Here is a 16,026-nt window from a genome sequence, read left to right as displayed (position 1 = left end):
CACCCTCGAGGAGCACCTCGCTCGTCCGACCGGCAGCGGCACCACCGATGCGCCGCTGCCGCTGTGCCGGCCCACCGGCAGCCGTGGGACGGCTGCCGGTCCTCTGCTGCCTTCACGGGGACGGCATGGTCATGAGACATGCCCGGCATGACCCCTACCCCAGGAAACTCAACCGCACCTGACGGTTGGCATTGTCCTTGTTCGTGTCTACCAGACAGACCGACTGCCAGGTGCCGAGGGCCAGTTCGCCGTTGATCACGGGGAGGGTCGCGTGGGGTGGAACGATGGCCGGCAGCACGTGGTCGCGGCCGTGGCCTCGGCTTCCGTGGCGGTGCTGCCAGCGTTCGTCGGCGGGGAGCAGGTGGTGAAGGGCCGTCAGCAGGTCGCCGTCACTCCCCGCTCCTGTTTCGATCAGCGCGACACCCATGGTCGCGTGTGGCGCGAAGACGTTCAGGAGTCCGTCACGGCCCTCCGCCACGTCCGCCAGGAAGGACGCACACTCCCGGGTCAGGTCGTAGACCTTCTCCGAGGTTCCGGTGGTGATGTCCAGGGTGCGGGTGGTGAATCCGTGGCTCATGTCTTCATGGTGCCCGACGCCGGCGCACCCTTCCACATCATGTCGAGCCGGTGGTTGCGCGCGGCACCCCTTCCGGCTGGGGACAGGGGAGGACACACCGCTCCCTTCACCGGGAGGGTGGGGCACGAACCGTCTCCGACGGAGTGCGCGAAGCAGCGGCGTGGGCGTTCATGTCCTTCGATCCGCCGGGAACCCGGAATGTCGCAGGACCCGGAGCAGAGGGTCCCTGGCCCTGGACCGGCCGGGCAGGCCTTTCCCCGCCGCGGCGACCTCAGAGCGGGGTCACCCGTTGGGTGGCGGGTGAGACGGACCGGGCCGGGCGAAGGCGGCGGACGTGGCCGGCTTCTCCGGCGGGTCGGGGCCTACGCCGTCGGCCGGGTACGTGGAGCGCGAACTGCCGCCGGGAGGCACGTCCGCGTACCTTGCGGCCCGGCGGCTTCGCACGCGCCGGCGCCGTCACTGTCCCGCGGCCGCCTTCGCCCGCAGGCGCGCCCAAGCCCGCTCCGACACGTCCGGGAGCAGGAGCACGTCGGCCGCCGTGCACGCCAGTGCCTCCGCGGCGGCCGTCATCACCCGCCGCGCCTCCGGTCCGGCCGCGGCCTCCGCGAACTCGGGCGTGTGGTCGGATCCGTCCGACCCCATGACGGCGACGAAGGGATGGATCGCGGGCACCCGCGTACTCACGTTTCCGATGTCGGACGAGCCCAGGTACACGCCCGCCGTGGGCTGCGTCAGCCGGATGCCCGCCCGGTCGAGATGAGCGGCGAACCGGTCAGACAGCACCTCGTTGTCACGGAAGTGCTCGTACCGCCCTCCTACGTCGGTCACCTCCACCCGGGTACGGGTGGCCAGCGCCACGCCCTGGGCGCACGAGCGGAGCTCCTCCACCAGCGCCTCCAGGGCGGACGTGGTCCCGCCGCGCAGCCCGAACAGGCCCTCCGCGTATTCGGGGACGATGTTCGTGGCCCGGCCACCGTCCGTCACGATGCCTTGGACGTGGGAGCCCAGGGGAAGCCGCTTGTGCAGCACGCCGAGGGTGTTGAAGAGCTGGATCAGCGCGCCCAGCGCGTCGATCCCCTCCGTGGGGCTGCCCGTCGGGTGTGCGGCTCGCCCGTGGAACCCCACCCTCACCTGCGCACTGGCCGTCAGCGGTGCCCACGCCCAGTCGTAGACGCCCGGATGGAACATGAGAGCCGCGTCCACCCCCTCGAACAACCCCGCGGCCACCTCCACGACCTTGCCGCCGCCCCGCTCCTCCGCAGGCGTTCCGACGGCCAGCAGCGTTCCCCCGATCTCGCCGAGTGCGGCCCGTACCGCCAGGGCGGCGCCCAGACCCGCCGCCGCGATCAGGTTGTGACCGCAGGCGTGCCCGAGCAGCGGCAGCGCGTCGTACTCCATCAGGAGAGCCACGACAGGCCCTTCTCGCGTTTCCGCCGGCGATCCCGTACGGCCCAGGAAGGCGGTCGGCAGACCGGCCACCCCGCGTTCCACCTCGAAACCCTCCCGTTCGAGTTCGCCCGCCAGCAGGCGAGCCGCTCGGTGCTCCTCGTAGGCCGTCTCCGGCTCGCGGTGCAGGGCGAGGCTCACTTCCCAGAGCCGGTCCGCGCGGGCGGCCACCTCCTGCCGGACACGGGCGTACAAGGTCTCCGGGAGCTGTGACATGGAGGGCCTTTCTCGAATCCGGGGATCGCTGCGCCTCCCCATCTCGTCGACGGCCCCACCGGGGCCGTCCGTCCTCCCGCACCGTCCTCGGCGCGGGCCCGGCGCCGAGGCTCAGCCTCCGGCCTCGCCCCGGGCGTCCCCGCGTTCCTCGTCCTCGGTGTTCGCCTCGACCCCCTTCAGCGGTTCACCGCTTCGGGTGTCTCGCCGGTGGCAGCCCTCGCGCGCGGCTGCCACACCGGGAACGACGCGCTCGCGTGCCCGGCTCTCGGTCCCCGAGTGGGATCCGGGCTCTCCCTGGTCACGCGCCCGCCCGTACCCCGCCCGGCCCCCGGACTTCTCCTGCCGGCTCATCCCGTCACCTCTCCGGCCGCTGCCCGCGCCTCGGGCGGCCGCCTGCGTCCGGTTCGTGGTCGCCGCGGTCGCCGCGCCCATGTCCGCGCTGCGCGTCTGCCCACCGGCCCGGCGGGCAACCGGACCGGCGCCGGACCGTGCGCGTCATACGGTGAGCAACCGCTGGAGCCAGTCCGCGGCGGTTCGCCGGAACAGCCGTCGGCTCTCGGCGCGCCGGAAGTCATGACCCTCCCCGTGGAGCAGGAGCAGTTCGGCTTCCAGACCGCGTTCCCGGGCCGCGTGGACGATCTGCTCGGATTCACGCGGCGGGACGTTGGTGTCGTGTTCGCCGTGGACCGCGAGCAGCGGTACGCGCAGGGCGTCGACGCGGCTCATGGGGGACAGCGCGTGCAGCAGCGCCCGGTCCCGGTCGGGGTGGCCGTACTTGTGGGCGGCCGATTCCGCCAGCCACGGTTCGGTGCCGGCGAAGAAGGTGGCGAAGTCCGACATGCCGCAGACGGTGACGCCCGTGCGGAACAGCTCGGGGTGCCACACCAGGGAGGCGAGGGTCAGGTAACCGCCGTACGAGTGCCCCATGACGGCCAGGCGGCGGGGGTCGGCGAGTCCGGCCTCGACCACGTGCGCCACGCAGGCGGCGACGTCCTCGATCGCGGCGAAGCGCCCTTCCTGGAGGTCGGCGTCCCGGAACGAGCGGCCCCAGCCGGACGACCCGCGGACGTCCGGGGCGAAGACGTCGAGGCCCCGGCCGAGCAGCTCGTGGTACAGCGGGTCGAAGACGGGACGTTCCTGTTCCTCCGGGCCGCCGTGGAGGTGCAGCACGCAGGGCGCGGGCTCGCCGGCCGCACGGCCGGGGGCCCGGTGGTACCAGCCTCCCAGGAGCAGCCCGTCAGGGGCCGTCGGACGCATGGGCACCGGCTTCACCGGGGGCCGTCCCGGTGGGACGGTCTCGGTGTCCCGGGCCGACCACGGTGTACGCCTCGGCGGCGCCGTGCCCGGCAGGTGCCACACCCCGGGCCTCCGCTGCGAGCCCGACAGCGCGACCAGCATCCCCCGTGGTCCGGCCGGCGTGACGCGGGTGACCACCTCGTGCTCCAGGTCGACGGCCCGGGGCACGGGCGGCGCCACCCCGGTCGCGCCGAGCGACAGCGTCTCCAGCGCGCTCGTCCCCCCGACGTTCCACGAGAGCACGGCTCGTCCGCCGTTCTCCACGACGGCGAGCAGCTCCAGGTCACAGGAGGGGCGCCGGGCGTGCACGCGGAGGTCCATCGCTTCTCCCGTCTCGTCCAGGCGCAGGGCGAGCAGCGCGGCGAACTCCCTGTCGTGATCGCTGCGCAGCCATACCGTACGGGCGTCCGCCGAGAAACGGCCGATCCACGGGTCGCCGTCGGCGACGGGCAGCGTGCAGACGGGCGTCCGGTCGGAGACGCGGACCACCACCGCCTCACGGCGCCCGCGGGGCCCGCGGCGCAGCAGGGCCAGGCTGCCGTCCTGGCTGACGTCGCACACCCGGAGCGTCGCGGCCTCGCTCTCGTCGGCGAGCAGGACGGGGGCGGTGGTCCCCGCCGGATCGAGGAGGTAGGCCGTGAGCCGGTCGCGCAACGGGGGGCCGCCGTCCTCGGCGCCGTGCGCGCCGGGGCCGAGGAGCGTGGCGTGACCGTCGCGTTCCGTCCAGCCCGCGGGGAGCTCGCCCAGGACGCCGAGGTCGGGCCGGTCGGTCACGGGTTCGGCTGTCGTGACCGCCAGGGCGGAGCCGTCCGGGGCCCAGCAGCCGAGGTACGCCGAGGTGCCCGGTTCCGCGCCGGCCAGGATCCTGCGGTCGGAGCCGTCGGGGCGGACGCAGAGCACCCGGGTGTGCCCGCTGCCGCCCGGAGCGACGGTGTAGGCGATCCATCGGCCGTCCGGGGACCAGGACACCTCGGTGACGTGATCCGGCCCGGCGTCGAGCAGGCGGACCTCCTCGCCGCCCACCGGTCCCGTCCAGAGCTGGGGCACCCCTCCCCGGTCGCAGATGAAGGCCACGCGCTCGCCGCCCGGATCCGCCGTCGGGTACCAGCAGGCGTGCGCGACCAGTCCTCCGGTGGCGTCCTGGGGGCCCGCGGCGGCGACCAGCGCCTGCGCCGAGGGCCCGGAGAGAACCCCGGACGCGCTTTCCGCGGTCAGTCGATGCCGTGCGTCTGCAGCCATATCTCCAGCAACGCTACCTGCCACAGGGCGTTGGCCCCTCGTTTCGTACGGTGGCTCTCCGGTGCCTTCAGGAGCGCGTCGACGTACTCGTCCCGGAAGAGTCCTCGTCCGCGTGCGGCGGGCGCGGTCATCGCGTCCCGTACGCGGTTCAGGACCGGCGCCGCCATGGACCGGATGGCGGGCACCGGGAAGTAGCCCTTCGGCCGGTCGACGACGCCTCTGGGCAGCACCGTCCGTCCGGCGTCCTTCAGTACGCCCTTGCCGCCGTGGGCGAGCTTCAGTCCGGGAGGACAGGCAGCGGCCAGCTCGACCAGTTCGTGGTCGAGGAACGGCACCCGGGCCTCCAGGCCCCAGTCCATGGTCATGTTGTCGACCCGCTTGACGGGGTCGTCGATCATCATGACGTGGGTCTCGGTGCGAAGCGCGGCGTCCAGTGCCGTCTCGGCGCCGGGCGCCGCCATGTGCGTACGGATGTACTCCCGGGACGGATCGCCGCCGGGCAGCATGTGCGGCTGGAGGATTCTCGCCAGCTCGGAGTGCGGTCGGTCGAAGTAGACCTCGGCGTACCGCTCGGGCTCCTCCTCACGCGTGACCTCGGCCAGCGCCGGGTGCCAGTGGTAGCCGGCGAACACCTCGTCGGCGCCCTGGCCGCTCTGCACGACGCTGACCTCCTTGGAGACCAGTTCCGACAGGAGGTGGAAGGCGACGACGTCGTGGCTCGTCATCGGTTCGCTCATGGCGGCGACCGCGCCGTCCAGGGCGGTGGACACCCGGTCCGAGGGCACCATCAGCTGGTGGTGGTCGGTCGCGAAGTGCCGTGCGACCAGATCGGAGTAGGCGAACTCGTCGCCCTCCTCGTCGGCTTCCGACTCGAACCCCACGCTGAAGGTGGCGAGGTCCTTCTGCCCCTCCTCGGCGAGCAGGGCGACGATCAGGCTGGAGTCCAGACCGCCGGAGAGCAGGACGCCGACCTGTACGTCGGCCACCATCCGGCGGCGTACGGCGGTGCGCAGCGCCGTGAGCACGGCGTCCCGCCACTCCTCGGGGCCCATCCCGGCGTATTCGCTCCGGCGCGTGTAGGAGGGCTGCCAGTAGCGGTGGTCGTGGTGCGTGCCGTCCGGTTCCACGACCCGGACGGTCGCGGGCGGGAGTTTGCGCACCCCGGCGAGCACGGTGCGGGGGGCCGGCACCGTCGACTGCCAGCTCATGTAGTGGTGCACCGCTACCGGGTCGAGCGTGGTGTCCACCCCGCCGCCCGCGAGGAGGGCCGGGAGGGTCGAGGCGAACCGCAGCCGCCCCGGCCCCGCGGCCAGGTAGAGGGGCTTGACGCCCAGCCGGTCACGGGCGAGGACCAGCCTGCCGGTGGCGTGTTCGGCCACCGCCACGGCGAACATGCCGGCGAAGTGCCGGACGAAGTCGGTGCCCCACTGCCGGTACGCCTTCAGGACCACCTCGGTGTCCGAGGTGGTGGCGAAGCGGTGGCCCAGCCCCCGCAACTCCTCACGCAGCTGCTCGTGGTTGTAGACGCAGCCGTTGAAGACGCAGGTCAGACCCGCCTCGTCGTCGGTCATCGGCTGGGCCGCACGCTCCGACAGGTCGATGATCTTCAGCCGCTGATGACCGAGGGCGACGGCGCCCCGGGACCAGAGACCGCGGCCGTCGGGTCCCCGGGCCGCGAGCCGGTCCCTCATCCGCTCCACGGCGGCCAGGTCGGGCCGTCCGCCGTCGAAGCGGATCTCTCCGCTCACGCCGCACACGCCGGACCTCCCGGAAGGTTCGCGAGACGGACGGATGGCGTGGTCACAGAGACAGAGGCAAGGGATGGTTCGGTGGGTTTTCGCATGATCCGCATATCCTTGTCAGGTCGTGGTGTGTGAGGTGTGCGCCGTGCCCGTCGTGGGCCCGGGAGGTCCCGGGTCGCCCTGAGCGGTGAACGGATCCCGGATCGCTCCGCCATCGCGTTCTCCCGTCTCGTATCGCGTCCTCCATGTCTCATGGGGTGTTCGCCTCTCATGGGGTGTTCGCCTCTCATGGGGTGCTCGCCGCCGCCCGGGCGGCACGTCGGGCACGGAGGTGCTGGATGCGTCGTCCGCGGAACGGACTGCCTCGGCCGAGCCGAGGCTCTCCTCCCCGGGTCTCGGTCAGGATGTCGTCCAGGCCCGCGAGGAGGTCCTTCCGCGCCGCCTTCCGGCGCAGTCTGTGGGCGGCGCTGCCGCGGGCCACGGCCGCCTCCGCCGAGGAGTGCACGGTCTCCCAGTCCCCATACGACTCAAGGGTGGGGCGGAGCCGTCGCAGCATGTCGCGTACGACCGCGGGAGCGGGGGCCGCGAGCCGGGTGACGGGGTCGACGAGGTCGCCTTCGAGGCCTGACCGGGCGGCGCGCCAGGTGGCCGCGCGCAGCCACTCGTGACGGCCGTCGCACCCGGTTCTCCCGTCGGCCAGGACCATGTCGCAGGCATCGGTCACGAGCGCGCGGAAGAGCGCGGCGATGAGCACCACCGTCTCGACGCGGGGGCAGGCGTCACTGATGCGCAGCTCGAGGGTCTGCAGATGTGCCGAGGGACGGACGTCGTAGTAGATCATCCCGGTGTCGCTGATGACACCCGAGCGGACCAGTTCGTCCAGCGTCCGGTCGTACTCCTCCGCGTCGGCGAAGCACGCCGGCGGACCGGAGGTGGGCCAGCGCTGCCAGACCATCGTGCGCCAGCTCGCGTAGCCGGTGTCTTCGCCGAGCCAGAAAGGAGAGCTCGCCGACAGCGCCAGGAGCGGCGGCAGCCACGGGCCGACGGCGCACATCGCCCGGACCGCCGTGTCCCGGTCCGGCACGTCCACGTGCACCTGCGCGCCGCATATCAGCTGCTCGTCCGCGAGCCGACGGTACTCGTCCGTCATACGCAGGTACCGGTCGTCGTCGGTCGGCGGTACGGTGCCGAGCCGGGTCAGCGGAGCGGTGCCCGCGGCCGCGATCGCGAGGCCCTGGGAGGAGGCGGCCCTGTCGAGCCGTGCACGTGAGGCGGACAGGTCCGCGGCGAGGTCCTCCAGGGACCCGTGTACCCCGCTGTTGGACTCGACGACCGACCGCGGCAGCTCCCGTGCGTATCCGTCCGCTCGCCCAGGGAGTCTGCTGAGTACCGCGTCGGCTCGTGGGACGAGTTCCCCGCTCTCGACGTCGATCACGTGGAACTCTTCCTCGACCCCGATCCGAATGGTCACGGCGATTCCCCTCGACGACTGGACATGGTCTCCGATCGGCCCCGCCCGCGATCGACGCCGTCGTTGTGCCCGTACGGGTGCCCGCCTTCGCCGAGCGTATTCGCCTGCCGCCCAGGTGCCCGGTTCGTCACAGAACGTCACAGAACGAGCGGACGCTCGGTCGGCCGTGCCGGTCCTGCGTTCGGGAGGGCGACGGCGGTGCGGCAGGAGACCTGCCGGCGTCGTCCGAACAGCTCGTCAGGACAGCCGTCACCATTCCGGCCGTAGCAACGGCATTCACACCCGGTGTCGCACGGCCCGCCCGCCCTCGTCACGCCTCAGCGGCCCCTACTGCGAGCGCCGGTAGGAATTGTCTGCGGGGTCAGGCCGAGGGCGATTCCGACGAACCAGTCGGATATCTCCATGACGCGCGCTGCAGCGCGCGCCCGGGACCCTCGGGAGAAAGGTGCCGGTGAAGGATGTCGCGGCTTGGCTCGACCGCCCATGCGAGGGGCCGGTGGCGGGCCCCTCTTCGCCGCACTCGAGGTCACAACCGGCAAGGTGATCGGACCGCTCCACCGCCCCCACGCCCCGAGGAGTTCAGGAAGTTCCTCACCGAGCTCGGCAGGGAGGTGCCGGACGGTCTCGACGCCCACCTCGTGCCGGACGACTACGCCACCCACAAGACCCCGGCGATCAAGTCGTGGCCGCTGGCACACCCACGCTTCCACCTGCACTTCACCCCGACCGGATCGTCCTGGCTCAACCTCATGGGGAGCGATGGACCGCCGGCTGACGAACAAGCGGATACGACGAGGCGTGCACAGGACCGTCCAGACCCTGGAGCAGGACATCCGGATCCGGCTCGCCGCATGAACACCGGCCCGAAGCCCTGTGTCCGGACCAAAACCGCGGACGAGATCCTCGAGCGCCTCGTCTCACACATGAATGGCCCGACCGAGGAGTGCCGGTATGTCCGGTAGAGAGCCGTCACTCAGCGGTGCAACGGCTGCGACCGCCACCGGCGGCCCGGCGGACGAACGGATCCACCGCATACGCCGGCGTCTGGAGCGGCTCATCGGCGTCGCGGCGACCGAGGGCAACGCCGTGCGTCCCCTGCGCGACGGGGACGAGATCTTCGCCACGATGCCGGACGCGATCGGCAGCCGCCCGACAGAGCGGAACCCGCTGGACCGGATGAGCGGGGCCGGAGTCGAGATCGCCTGGTTCCGCAGACCTCTCCCCCTCTCGCCGCTCAAGCGGAACCACCGCTGCCACCGCAAGGTCCTCGTGGTCGACGAGCGGACCGCTTTCACCGGAGGCGTCGGGGTCGCCGAGGAATGGTGCGGTGACGCGCGCGACCCCGACGAGTGGCGGGACACGCGCGTCGAGGTCCAGGGCCCCGCCGTGGACGGCATCGCCGCCGCCTTCGCCCAGAACTGGGCCGAATGCCATACCGAACTCTTCGACGAACGCGACCGGTTCGTGAGCCGCCGCCCCAGCGGGAACGCCGTCGTGCAGGTAGTCCGCGGCTCGGCCGGTTTCGGCTGGCAGGACTTGCAGACCCTGATGCGCGCGAAGGCCATGTCCATGGACGGCGTCGTCTCCCTGATCGGCTCCACGGACTTCGACCGCCGCTCCCTCGATCACGACGAGGAGGTGATGCTCGCCGTCATGGACGCCGAGTTCACCGCCACCATCGACGCGGACTACGACGAGGACCTCGAGGTCGGCGAACTGATCGATCCGGATCGCCGGAAGCGGCGCTCGCTGCTGCAGCGCGCCCGGGAGACCGCGGTGCTCCCCATCCGCCGCTCCCCGTAGGACGAGGCGGTCCGGGCGCCCACCGGTCCCCCACCGGTTCATTCCCGGGTCCGTGCGAGCACCGCGTTGAACTGCGCGCCGGCGAGCAGGGCCAGGTTGCTGAACCACAGCCATACGAGGAAGACGACGACCCCCGCCAGCGAACCGTAGAGGCGGCTGTAGGTCCCGAACTGCGTGTAGAGGGTGAAGAGCGCCGAAGCACCGAGCCACAGGAACGCCGCCAGGGCGCCGCCCGGGAACCCCCGGCGCGTTCCGCGGGCCTGGGCGGGTCCCGTCCGGTAGAGGATGAGGATCAGTGCCGTGACGATCAGCAGGAGCACCGGCCACCGCAGGACGGCCATGGCGCCCGTGCCCGAGTGGCCGGCGGCCGCCGCGATCCGTCGGGCCACGGGGCCGGTCGCGACGAGACTGGCGGCGCCCGCGACGAGCAGGGCCAGCAGCATGCCGGCGGTGAGGACGAGGACGTGTGCCGCTCGTAGGGGCGGCCGCGTGTCGGGCAGCCGGTGCATCGCGTGCAGGGCTCGACGGAAGACGGCCAAGTAGCTGCAGGCCGACCACAGTGCGCTCAGGACGCCGCTGACGAGCAGCGCCCACAGGGAGGACGGCGCCGAGGTGAGACCGTCCAGAGCCTCTCGGAGCACCTGGGCCGACTGGGGAGGGGCGTAGGAGGTGAGGTCGCGGATCAGTCGCTCGCGGGTGCCGGTCCCGGCCAGTCCCACCAGGGAGACCGAGACGAGCAGGGCGGGCACGAGTGCCAGCACCGCGTAGTAGGTGAGAGCCGCCGCGTAGTCGGCGATGTTGTCGTCCCAGAGGCGCACGGCGGTGGCCCGCAGGTTCGAGCGCGCGTGTCTCAGCAGCTCGGCGAAGCGGTTTCCCGGAGTGCTCCGATGCGTGCGGAGGGTGTTCGATGTCACGATGCCCTCCTGCCCGGCGTCACCGCTCTCATCCTCCGCACCCTCCAGTGGCGATCGGCGTTCCGGGGCCGCGCACCACGTCGACGGACGGTGCCAGGACACGGCGAAGGAATGAGGACCGCGTACAGGGGCAGTCGGGTGTGCAACCTGTGTGGAATCGAAGGAGGAGACTCTTATGCCCAGCACCGAGCCGGAGCTTCCCGACCCCGTCCCGGCGTCTCGCGATGCCGTCACGCCGGACCTGCCCGCGCCGGGACCGGACGCACCGGACATCCGGGGCGCTGGAGACGAGCGCCCTCGGACCGACGAGGACGGCGGGCGGCAGGGAGACCCCGAGGAGCACGACGAGGACCGCCCGGCCGCCGGCCCGGGCACTCCGGCGCCCCAGGAAGAGACCGGTTAGGACCTGTCCGGTCGGTCACGGATACCCTCCGGAACGGACGGCGCCCCGGTGGCCGGGCGAGGGAAGGGGAGCGTGCTGGCGGAGCGGTACCGCGTGGAGTAGACCTACGGGGGAAGCTCGATGGCGCCGTACGACACGTACGACCTGCCCGGCGCCGAGCGGTACCGGGTCAGGGTGGCGGAGGACCCGATCGCCGAAGACGTCCGGATCGTGGAGGCCGAGCCGGAGTGGTCAGCCCCTGCCTTGTTCCGCCGGACGAGACCTACATGGCCAGGAGCCGGTCGGCGAAGACCACGCGGTGTTTCGCACCGGCGCCCACGGCACGCTTCCGCGGCCGGGACGCAAGCCTGGCCTGGCGCCGTTCATGCCACAACGGACCTGCCTAGAAAGCGAGTCCAGAAATCACAGCGGTCGACAGGCCCGTGATCCTCCGGTCGTCGATGAGCGAGAGGTACAGCACGATCAGGTACTCCGGCGCCAGGTCGGCGCGGCCGACGGCCCCGGCCTCGCCCAGCGGCTGCGGCTGCGCCTGCCCGGGGAAGGGGCCTTCGGCGCCGGCAGCTCAACCTCTCGCAGCCAGGCGTCGAGCGAGCCTGGACGGCGTCCGCCTTCGTGAACACCAGCGGGATGACGCCATCGGCGTGGCAGTCGAGACCGGGCTGTGGGGTGGCGGGTGGAGCGGCTCCACCACGATCACTCGTGCCTTCGCCCGATCGTGTGTCGTTCGAGGAGGGGCTGCGAGGAGGGGGTGCCGGCGCGCCGTGTTCTCTCGCCACTCCCGGCCGATGGATCGCATCAGGGCCGGGTAGACCCCTGGATAGCGGAAGGGTTTGATGCCGAGCGTGTACAGCGAGCCGAGGCGGCCGTCGGGCTTCACCAGGACGGCCATCTGGCCGCGGTAAGCGCATGGAGAAAAGAAACCGGCCCACGGGGTTGCCACCGTCCGGCTGATCACCTTCTCACTGCGCATCGGCGACCGCCTCACCGCAGTCGGCGGCGTCCGCCATCCGCCGCAGGAAGACGGACGGGAGAAGCCGAAACAGTCGCCACCGACCGGCTCCACGGGCTCGAAGCCGCGCCACGCCATGCCACGCCGCATACCGGGTGAATACCAGGGCAACGGCTCACCATGAAGGCCTGCTTCCCACTTCCCGCCCACCCGGACGTGCGGGAATCCGTCTGCCAACGGCGACCCGTCTGCCACTGGCAGCGGCACCCGAGGACACCTGTGAATGGAGAACGCTGACATGACGCGATGGCCCGGCACCTACGAGTCGTACTGGATGGAGACCGCGGAGGGCCCCCGGCACCCCAGCCTGGCCGGCGATCTGGAGGTCGACGTCGCGGTGGTCGGCGGGGGCATCGCCGGCATCTGCACGGCGTGGGAACTGGCCCGCACCGGGCGGAGCGTCGCCCTGCTGGAAGCCGACCGCATCGCCGCCGGCGTCACCGGGTACACCACGGCGAAGCTCTCCTCCCAGCACGGGCTCGTCTACGCGCAGCTGCGCAGGTCGTTCGGCGTGGAAGGCGCAAGGCGATACGCGCAATCGCAGCAGGAGGCCGTCGAGTACGTCGAGCGCGTCGCGGCCGAGCTGGGGATCGACTGCGACCTTGAGCGCCTCCCGGGATACGCGTACGCCGAGTCGGCGGGAGCGGTCGACCAGCTACGGGCCGAGGCGGACGCGGCGCGCGAGGCCGGACTGCCCGCGTCGTTCGTGAAGGACACCGGCCTGCCCTACCCCGTCGCGGGCGCCGTCCGGGTGGAGGAACAGGCGCAGTTCCATCCGCGCAAGTACCTTCTGGCACTCGTCGCCGACCTCGTCGGCCAAGGCGGGAAGGTGTACGAACGCACGCGGATCGTCTCGCTCCACGAGGGAGAGCCATGCCGGCTCACCACCGAAGGCGGAGCCGAGATCGTCGCCCGTGATGTCGTGGTGGCCACGCACTACCCGGTCTTCGACCGAGCGTTGCTGTTCTCCCGGCTCGAACCCCACCGTGAGCTCGTCGTCGCGGCGACCGTGCCCGCCGAACGCGACCCGGAGGGCATGTACATCACGCAGGAGCAGAACACCCGGTCGGTGCGCACCGCTCCGTACGGTGAGGACCAGCGGCTGCTCATCGTCACCGGGGAGAAGTTCAAACCCGGTACCGGCGAGGTGAACGAGCGTTACGAGCGGCTCACCGCCTGGACCGAGGAGCGCTTCCCGTTCGCGCGGATCACCCACCGGTGGGCGGCGCAGGACAACACGACCACCGACCAGGTGCCGTACGTCGGACGCTTCCACCCGGGTGCCCGGCACGTGTACGTGGCGACCGGATTCGGTGGCTGGGGCATGAGCAACGGAGTCATGTCGGGCCGGCTCCTGGCCGCACACATCACAGGTGAGGAGCTGCCCTGGGCCTCCCTGTACGATCCCCGGCGCCTGCACCCTCGTGAGACGCCCTCCCTCCTCAAGGCGCAGGGGTCGGTCCTCAAGCACTTCGTCGGTGACCGGCTGCGCGCCTCCCACGTGGACAGCGTCGAGGAGATCGCGCCCGGTTCGGGGGCCGTCGTGCGGGTCGGCGGCCGGCGCTGCGCGGTCTACCGCGACGAGAGCGGCGCGGCCCACGCCGTGTCCGCGCGCTGCACCCATCTGGGCTGCCTCGTCCATTTCAACGACGCCGAGCGGGCCTGGGAGTGCCCCTGCCACGGATCACGGTTCGACACCGACGGCACCGTGATCCAAGGCCCCGCCGTCCGCCCCCTGGAGCCCCGGCCGCTGCCCGGCGAGACCGGCGCCTCCGACTGACAGCCACCGGGCGCGACACCGAACGGCGCGTCGACCGACGACCAGGAGACGACCGTGCCCCCGCCCGCAGGGCGTCCACAGGGCGCCTCGGGCCTGCTGACCCGAACCGCCTCGGACGTGTCCGGCTGACGGGCCTTGCGGCCCGGCCAGTTGACCGCCATGGAGGCGGCGCTCGCGGCATGTGACACGCTCGTGGCCATGCCGACTGGCGCCGGCAAGTCGGCGGTGTACCAAGTGGCCGGGCTTTCGCCTAGCAGTTGGCGAAGGACAAGCTGGTCAAGCGCCTGGTCCGAGCCGCGCCGTCCCTGTTCGTCGTCGACGAGGCGCCGTGTGTCACCGCTTGGGGCCGGACACCCCGAGTACCGTCCGCTCGGCGAAGAGCCTTTCCAGCACTTCGAACACGCCGAGCCCCGCGATCGCGTAGATCAGCGCCCAGGCCGCTCCTCCCACGAGTAGGGCAGGGAGATATCGCGGCAACGGCATGCGCATGCTACCCGTGAGGAAGTTGGCGGCGGTCTGGAAACCGACGGTCAGGAAGGAGGCGGCCACCACTGGCTCGCCCCATCGCTGGACCGTCCGCTCGGCGCGCCGGAACTTCGCCGACGTGATCCGCCCGGTGAGCCGGCTGCGCCGGGTACCAGTGCCGGCGAGCCACCCGACGGCGAACGTCCCCCGGCGGGGAGCAGGACGATGACGTACAACTCTCCGGCCGTGAGCGCGATCTCATCCACGACGCCTCGTCCCGGGCTCCGGACCGGAACGTGCCCACCCGCGTGGGCGTCCCGCCCGCGGGTGCACGACGCGCACAAGCCCGGTCACCGTCTCCCACCTGCGCCCTGTCCCGGTCGTTCCATCCGCTGGGTTTCCCACCTGCGGCACGAAACGTCGATGGCGACAGAGGCGGATTCTGCTCGAGTCGGTGCAGCCCAGCCACTGACTGAGGGGCTCAGGGTCTGGGGTCGGTACGGTGCCACCGAGGGCGGGCATCGCCACCGCGACGCCCGGCGACGGAGGCGCAGCGCGGACACTGGCGCCGGACGCGATCCGCCGCACCGCCGGACTCCGGGAAGGTATCCATCCAGGTGATGTGCGGGAAGCGTCCGAGCTGGGAGCGGCTGAGGGAGAGACCGCACACGGTCTGGTTCATGCCGGGCTCCCAGGCGTGCACCTCTCCGGCGGGCAGGCGGCGCCTGCCTTCCTCCTCGTCCGTCCACTGCCCGGAAGCGGCGACGGCGTACTGCTTGGCGCGTGCCATGGCGTACCCCGATGCTCGGTCAGTCGAACGAGTGCCCGGTCTGCCGACGTTGATGCCCCGCAAGGCGGGCTGGTTCGTCGGGTGCCCTTCGTCGAACGGCGACCCTGCCATGACGAGGGCAGCGCTCCGGGTAGGAGGTCCCGCGGTCCCCATTCGGCACCCTGCGTGAGCGATCGAGCGCGAAGGCGGAAATTGAGGTGACCGCAGAGGTCCGCGACAGCAACCCCTGGCGCCCGGTCCCTCGAACAGAGTTCGGCAGACGGGAATGGGCGTGGCAGCACCATCGTGTCCGCCCTGGCTGAGCGTCCTGAGCAAGCATGGACCCCGAACACGACGGCAGAACCGTCCGAGCCGCCATGTCCGCCGTCTCACAGTCCCGGCGTCTTCCACGGCCCGGACGACGCGACCGTCTGCTCCCCGCACCCGCGGGGATGACCCGCCTGTTGGCCCATGTGGCCAACGGGCACGCTCAGGCACGGTTCACACACCCGTGCAGTGCCCGGCCGTCGAAGTCGTCGAGCGATGCATGCAGGTGGCGGCCCGCCGGAGTCGTCAGGCAGGGAGGAAGAAACCGGTCACGTCGGCGAGCAGACCGTCGCGGTGCACCGCGCTGCTCACGCCCGTCATGAAGGTCTCACCATCCGGGCCGACCTGGGTCCAGCGGACCAGTGACCGGTCGTGGCGGTCGAGGACCTCGCGGCGCCATGGGCGGCGGGCGAGGGCCTCGCGGTGGTTCAGTGGGGTTCCGCCAAGTGGGCGCCTCGTCTGGCGGGCGTCGTCGGTCGCCCTGAGCCTGAGTCCAGTGGTCCGCGCGGCGGGAACGCCCATGTCCTGCACTCCGGCCGCACGCTGCCCGTGGGACAGGGCACGGCCCC

12 protein-coding genes and 3 pseudogenes are annotated in these 16,026 nt (G+C 71.9%); 4 read left to right on the top strand and 11 right to left on the bottom strand.

Annotation, left to right across the window (positions count from 1 at the left end):
• Positions 1-154 precede the first annotated feature (154 nt).
• The 6 genes from ACFWUY_RS25805 to ACFWUY_RS25780 all read right to left on the bottom strand — a co-directional run bounded on the left by ACFWUY_RS25805 (position 155) and on the right by ACFWUY_RS25780 (position 7,987).
• Complete coding sequence (locus ACFWUY_RS25805) at positions 155-577, bottom strand: YjbQ family protein (RefSeq protein ID WP_384113727.1); 423 nt, start codon at positions 575-577, stop codon at positions 155-157.
• Positions 578-1,033: 456 nt separating this feature from the next.
• On the bottom strand, positions 1,034-2,239 hold the full coding sequence (locus ACFWUY_RS25800) for an amidohydrolase (RefSeq protein ID WP_384113724.1): 1,206 nt from the start codon (positions 2,237-2,239) through the stop codon (positions 1,034-1,036).
• Between the two features lie 111 nt (positions 2,240-2,350).
• Entirely contained in the window at positions 2,351-2,590 is a 240-nt protein-coding gene (locus ACFWUY_RS25795; RefSeq protein ID WP_384113721.1) for a hypothetical protein, read from the bottom strand.
• Between the two features lie 144 nt (positions 2,591-2,734).
• Entirely contained in the window at positions 2,735-4,774 is a 2,040-nt protein-coding gene (locus ACFWUY_RS25790) for a S9 family peptidase (RefSeq protein ID WP_384113718.1), read from the bottom strand.
• Positions 4,747-6,531 (bottom strand): N-acetylglutaminylglutamine amidotransferase, encoded by a 1,785-nt coding sequence (locus ACFWUY_RS25785; protein WP_384113716.1) that lies wholly within the window; start codon positions 6,529-6,531, stop codon positions 4,747-4,749. Before ACFWUY_RS25785 ends, ACFWUY_RS25790 begins: the two co-directional genes overlap by 28 nt.
• Before the next feature lie 271 nt (positions 6,532-6,802).
• On the bottom strand, positions 6,803-7,987 hold the full coding sequence (locus ACFWUY_RS25780) for a glutamate--cysteine ligase (RefSeq protein ID WP_384113713.1): 1,185 nt from the start codon (positions 7,985-7,987) through the stop codon (positions 6,803-6,805).
• Positions 7,988-8,938: 951 nt separating this feature from the next.
• Between ACFWUY_RS25780 and ACFWUY_RS25775 the strand changes: the two genes are divergently transcribed.
• Positions 8,939-9,790, top strand: coding sequence for a phosphatidylserine/phosphatidylglycerophosphate/cardiolipin synthase family protein (locus tag ACFWUY_RS25775; RefSeq protein WP_384113710.1), 852 nt, complete (start codon positions 8,939-8,941; stop codon positions 9,788-9,790).
• A 38-nt stretch (positions 9,791-9,828) separates the two neighbouring features.
• On the opposite strand, the gene ACFWUY_RS25770 is transcribed toward ACFWUY_RS25775, so the two are convergent.
• The gene (locus ACFWUY_RS25770) at positions 9,829-10,704 is read right to left on the bottom strand and encodes a YihY/virulence factor BrkB family protein (RefSeq protein WP_384113707.1); all 876 of its coding nucleotides are present in this window, start codon (positions 10,702-10,704) and stop codon (positions 9,829-9,831) included.
• A gap of 175 nt (positions 10,705-10,879) precedes the next feature.
• Between ACFWUY_RS25770 and ACFWUY_RS25765 the strand changes: the two genes are divergently transcribed.
• On the top strand, positions 10,880-11,107 hold the full coding sequence (locus tag ACFWUY_RS25765; RefSeq protein ID WP_384113704.1) for a hypothetical protein: 228 nt from the start codon (positions 10,880-10,882) through the stop codon (positions 11,105-11,107).
• A 751-nt stretch (positions 11,108-11,858) separates the two neighbouring features.
• On the opposite strand, the pseudogene ACFWUY_RS25760 reads toward ACFWUY_RS25765, so the two are convergent.
• Positions 11,859-12,008: pseudogene (locus tag ACFWUY_RS25760) on the bottom strand (DUF2867 domain-containing protein); the annotation flags it as partial.
• A gap of 346 nt (positions 12,009-12,354) precedes the next feature.
• Here ACFWUY_RS25760 and ACFWUY_RS25755 point away from each other — a divergent pair.
• Entirely contained in the window at positions 12,355-13,896 is a 1,542-nt protein-coding gene (locus tag ACFWUY_RS25755) for an FAD-dependent oxidoreductase (protein WP_384113701.1), read from the top strand.
• A 135-nt stretch (positions 13,897-14,031) separates the two neighbouring features.
• Positions 14,032-14,142 (top strand): annotated as a pseudogene (locus ACFWUY_RS25750) (DEAD/DEAH box helicase); the annotation flags it as partial.
• A gap of 102 nt (positions 14,143-14,244) precedes the next feature.
• Here ACFWUY_RS25750 and ACFWUY_RS25745 read toward each other — a convergent pair.
• The 3 genes and pseudogenes from ACFWUY_RS25745 to ACFWUY_RS25735 form a co-directional block, all read right to left on the bottom strand.
• Positions 14,245-14,627, bottom strand: a pseudogene (locus ACFWUY_RS25745) (DedA family protein); the annotation flags it as partial.
• 215 nt (positions 14,628-14,842) lie between these two features.
• Positions 14,843-15,151 carry a hypothetical protein gene (locus ACFWUY_RS25740; protein WP_384113698.1) on the bottom strand — a complete coding sequence of 103 codons (309 nt, stop codon included), beginning with the start codon at positions 15,149-15,151 and terminating at the stop codon, positions 14,843-14,845.
• Between the two features lie 552 nt (positions 15,152-15,703).
• Positions 15,704-15,979 (bottom strand): hypothetical protein, encoded by a 276-nt coding sequence (locus tag ACFWUY_RS25735; protein ID WP_384113695.1) that lies wholly within the window; start codon positions 15,977-15,979, stop codon positions 15,704-15,706.
• Positions 15,980-16,026: the final 47 nt, after the last annotated feature.

It is taken from the genome of Streptomyces sp. NPDC058664 (assembly GCF_042716635.1).
Classification (GTDB): Bacteria; Actinomycetota; Actinomycetes; order Streptomycetales; family Streptomycetaceae; genus Streptomyces.
This window is presented reverse-complemented; position numbering and strand designations above follow the sequence as displayed.

Excerpts from the sequence above, each read along its gene's own strand:
- ACFWUY_RS25805 (WP_384113727.1), bottom strand. The coding sequence starts at position 577 with ATGAGCCACGGATTCACCACCCGCACCCTGGACATCACCACCGGAACC.
- ACFWUY_RS25800 (WP_384113724.1), bottom strand. The coding sequence starts at position 2,239 with ATGTCACAGCTCCCGGAGACCTTGTACGCCCGTGTCCGGCAGGAGGTG.
- ACFWUY_RS25795 (WP_384113721.1), bottom strand. The coding sequence starts at position 2,590 with ATGAGCCGGCAGGAGAAGTCCGGGGGCCGGGCGGGGTACGGGCGGGCG.
- ACFWUY_RS25790 (WP_384113718.1), bottom strand. The coding sequence starts at position 4,774 with ATGGCTGCAGACGCACGGCATCGACTGACCGCGGAAAGCGCGTCCGGG.
- ACFWUY_RS25775 (WP_384113710.1), top strand. The coding sequence starts at position 8,939 with ATGTCCGGTAGAGAGCCGTCACTCAGCGGTGCAACGGCTGCGACCGCC.
- ACFWUY_RS25765 (WP_384113704.1), top strand. The coding sequence starts at position 10,880 with ATGCCCAGCACCGAGCCGGAGCTTCCCGACCCCGTCCCGGCGTCTCGC.
- ACFWUY_RS25755 (WP_384113701.1), top strand. The coding sequence starts at position 12,355 with ATGACGCGATGGCCCGGCACCTACGAGTCGTACTGGATGGAGACCGCG.
- ACFWUY_RS25740 (WP_384113698.1), bottom strand. The coding sequence starts at position 15,151 with ATGGCACGCGCCAAGCAGTACGCCGTCGCCGCTTCCGGGCAGTGGACG.
- ACFWUY_RS25735 (WP_384113695.1), bottom strand. The coding sequence starts at position 15,979 with ATGGGCGTTCCCGCCGCGCGGACCACTGGACTCAGGCTCAGGGCGACC.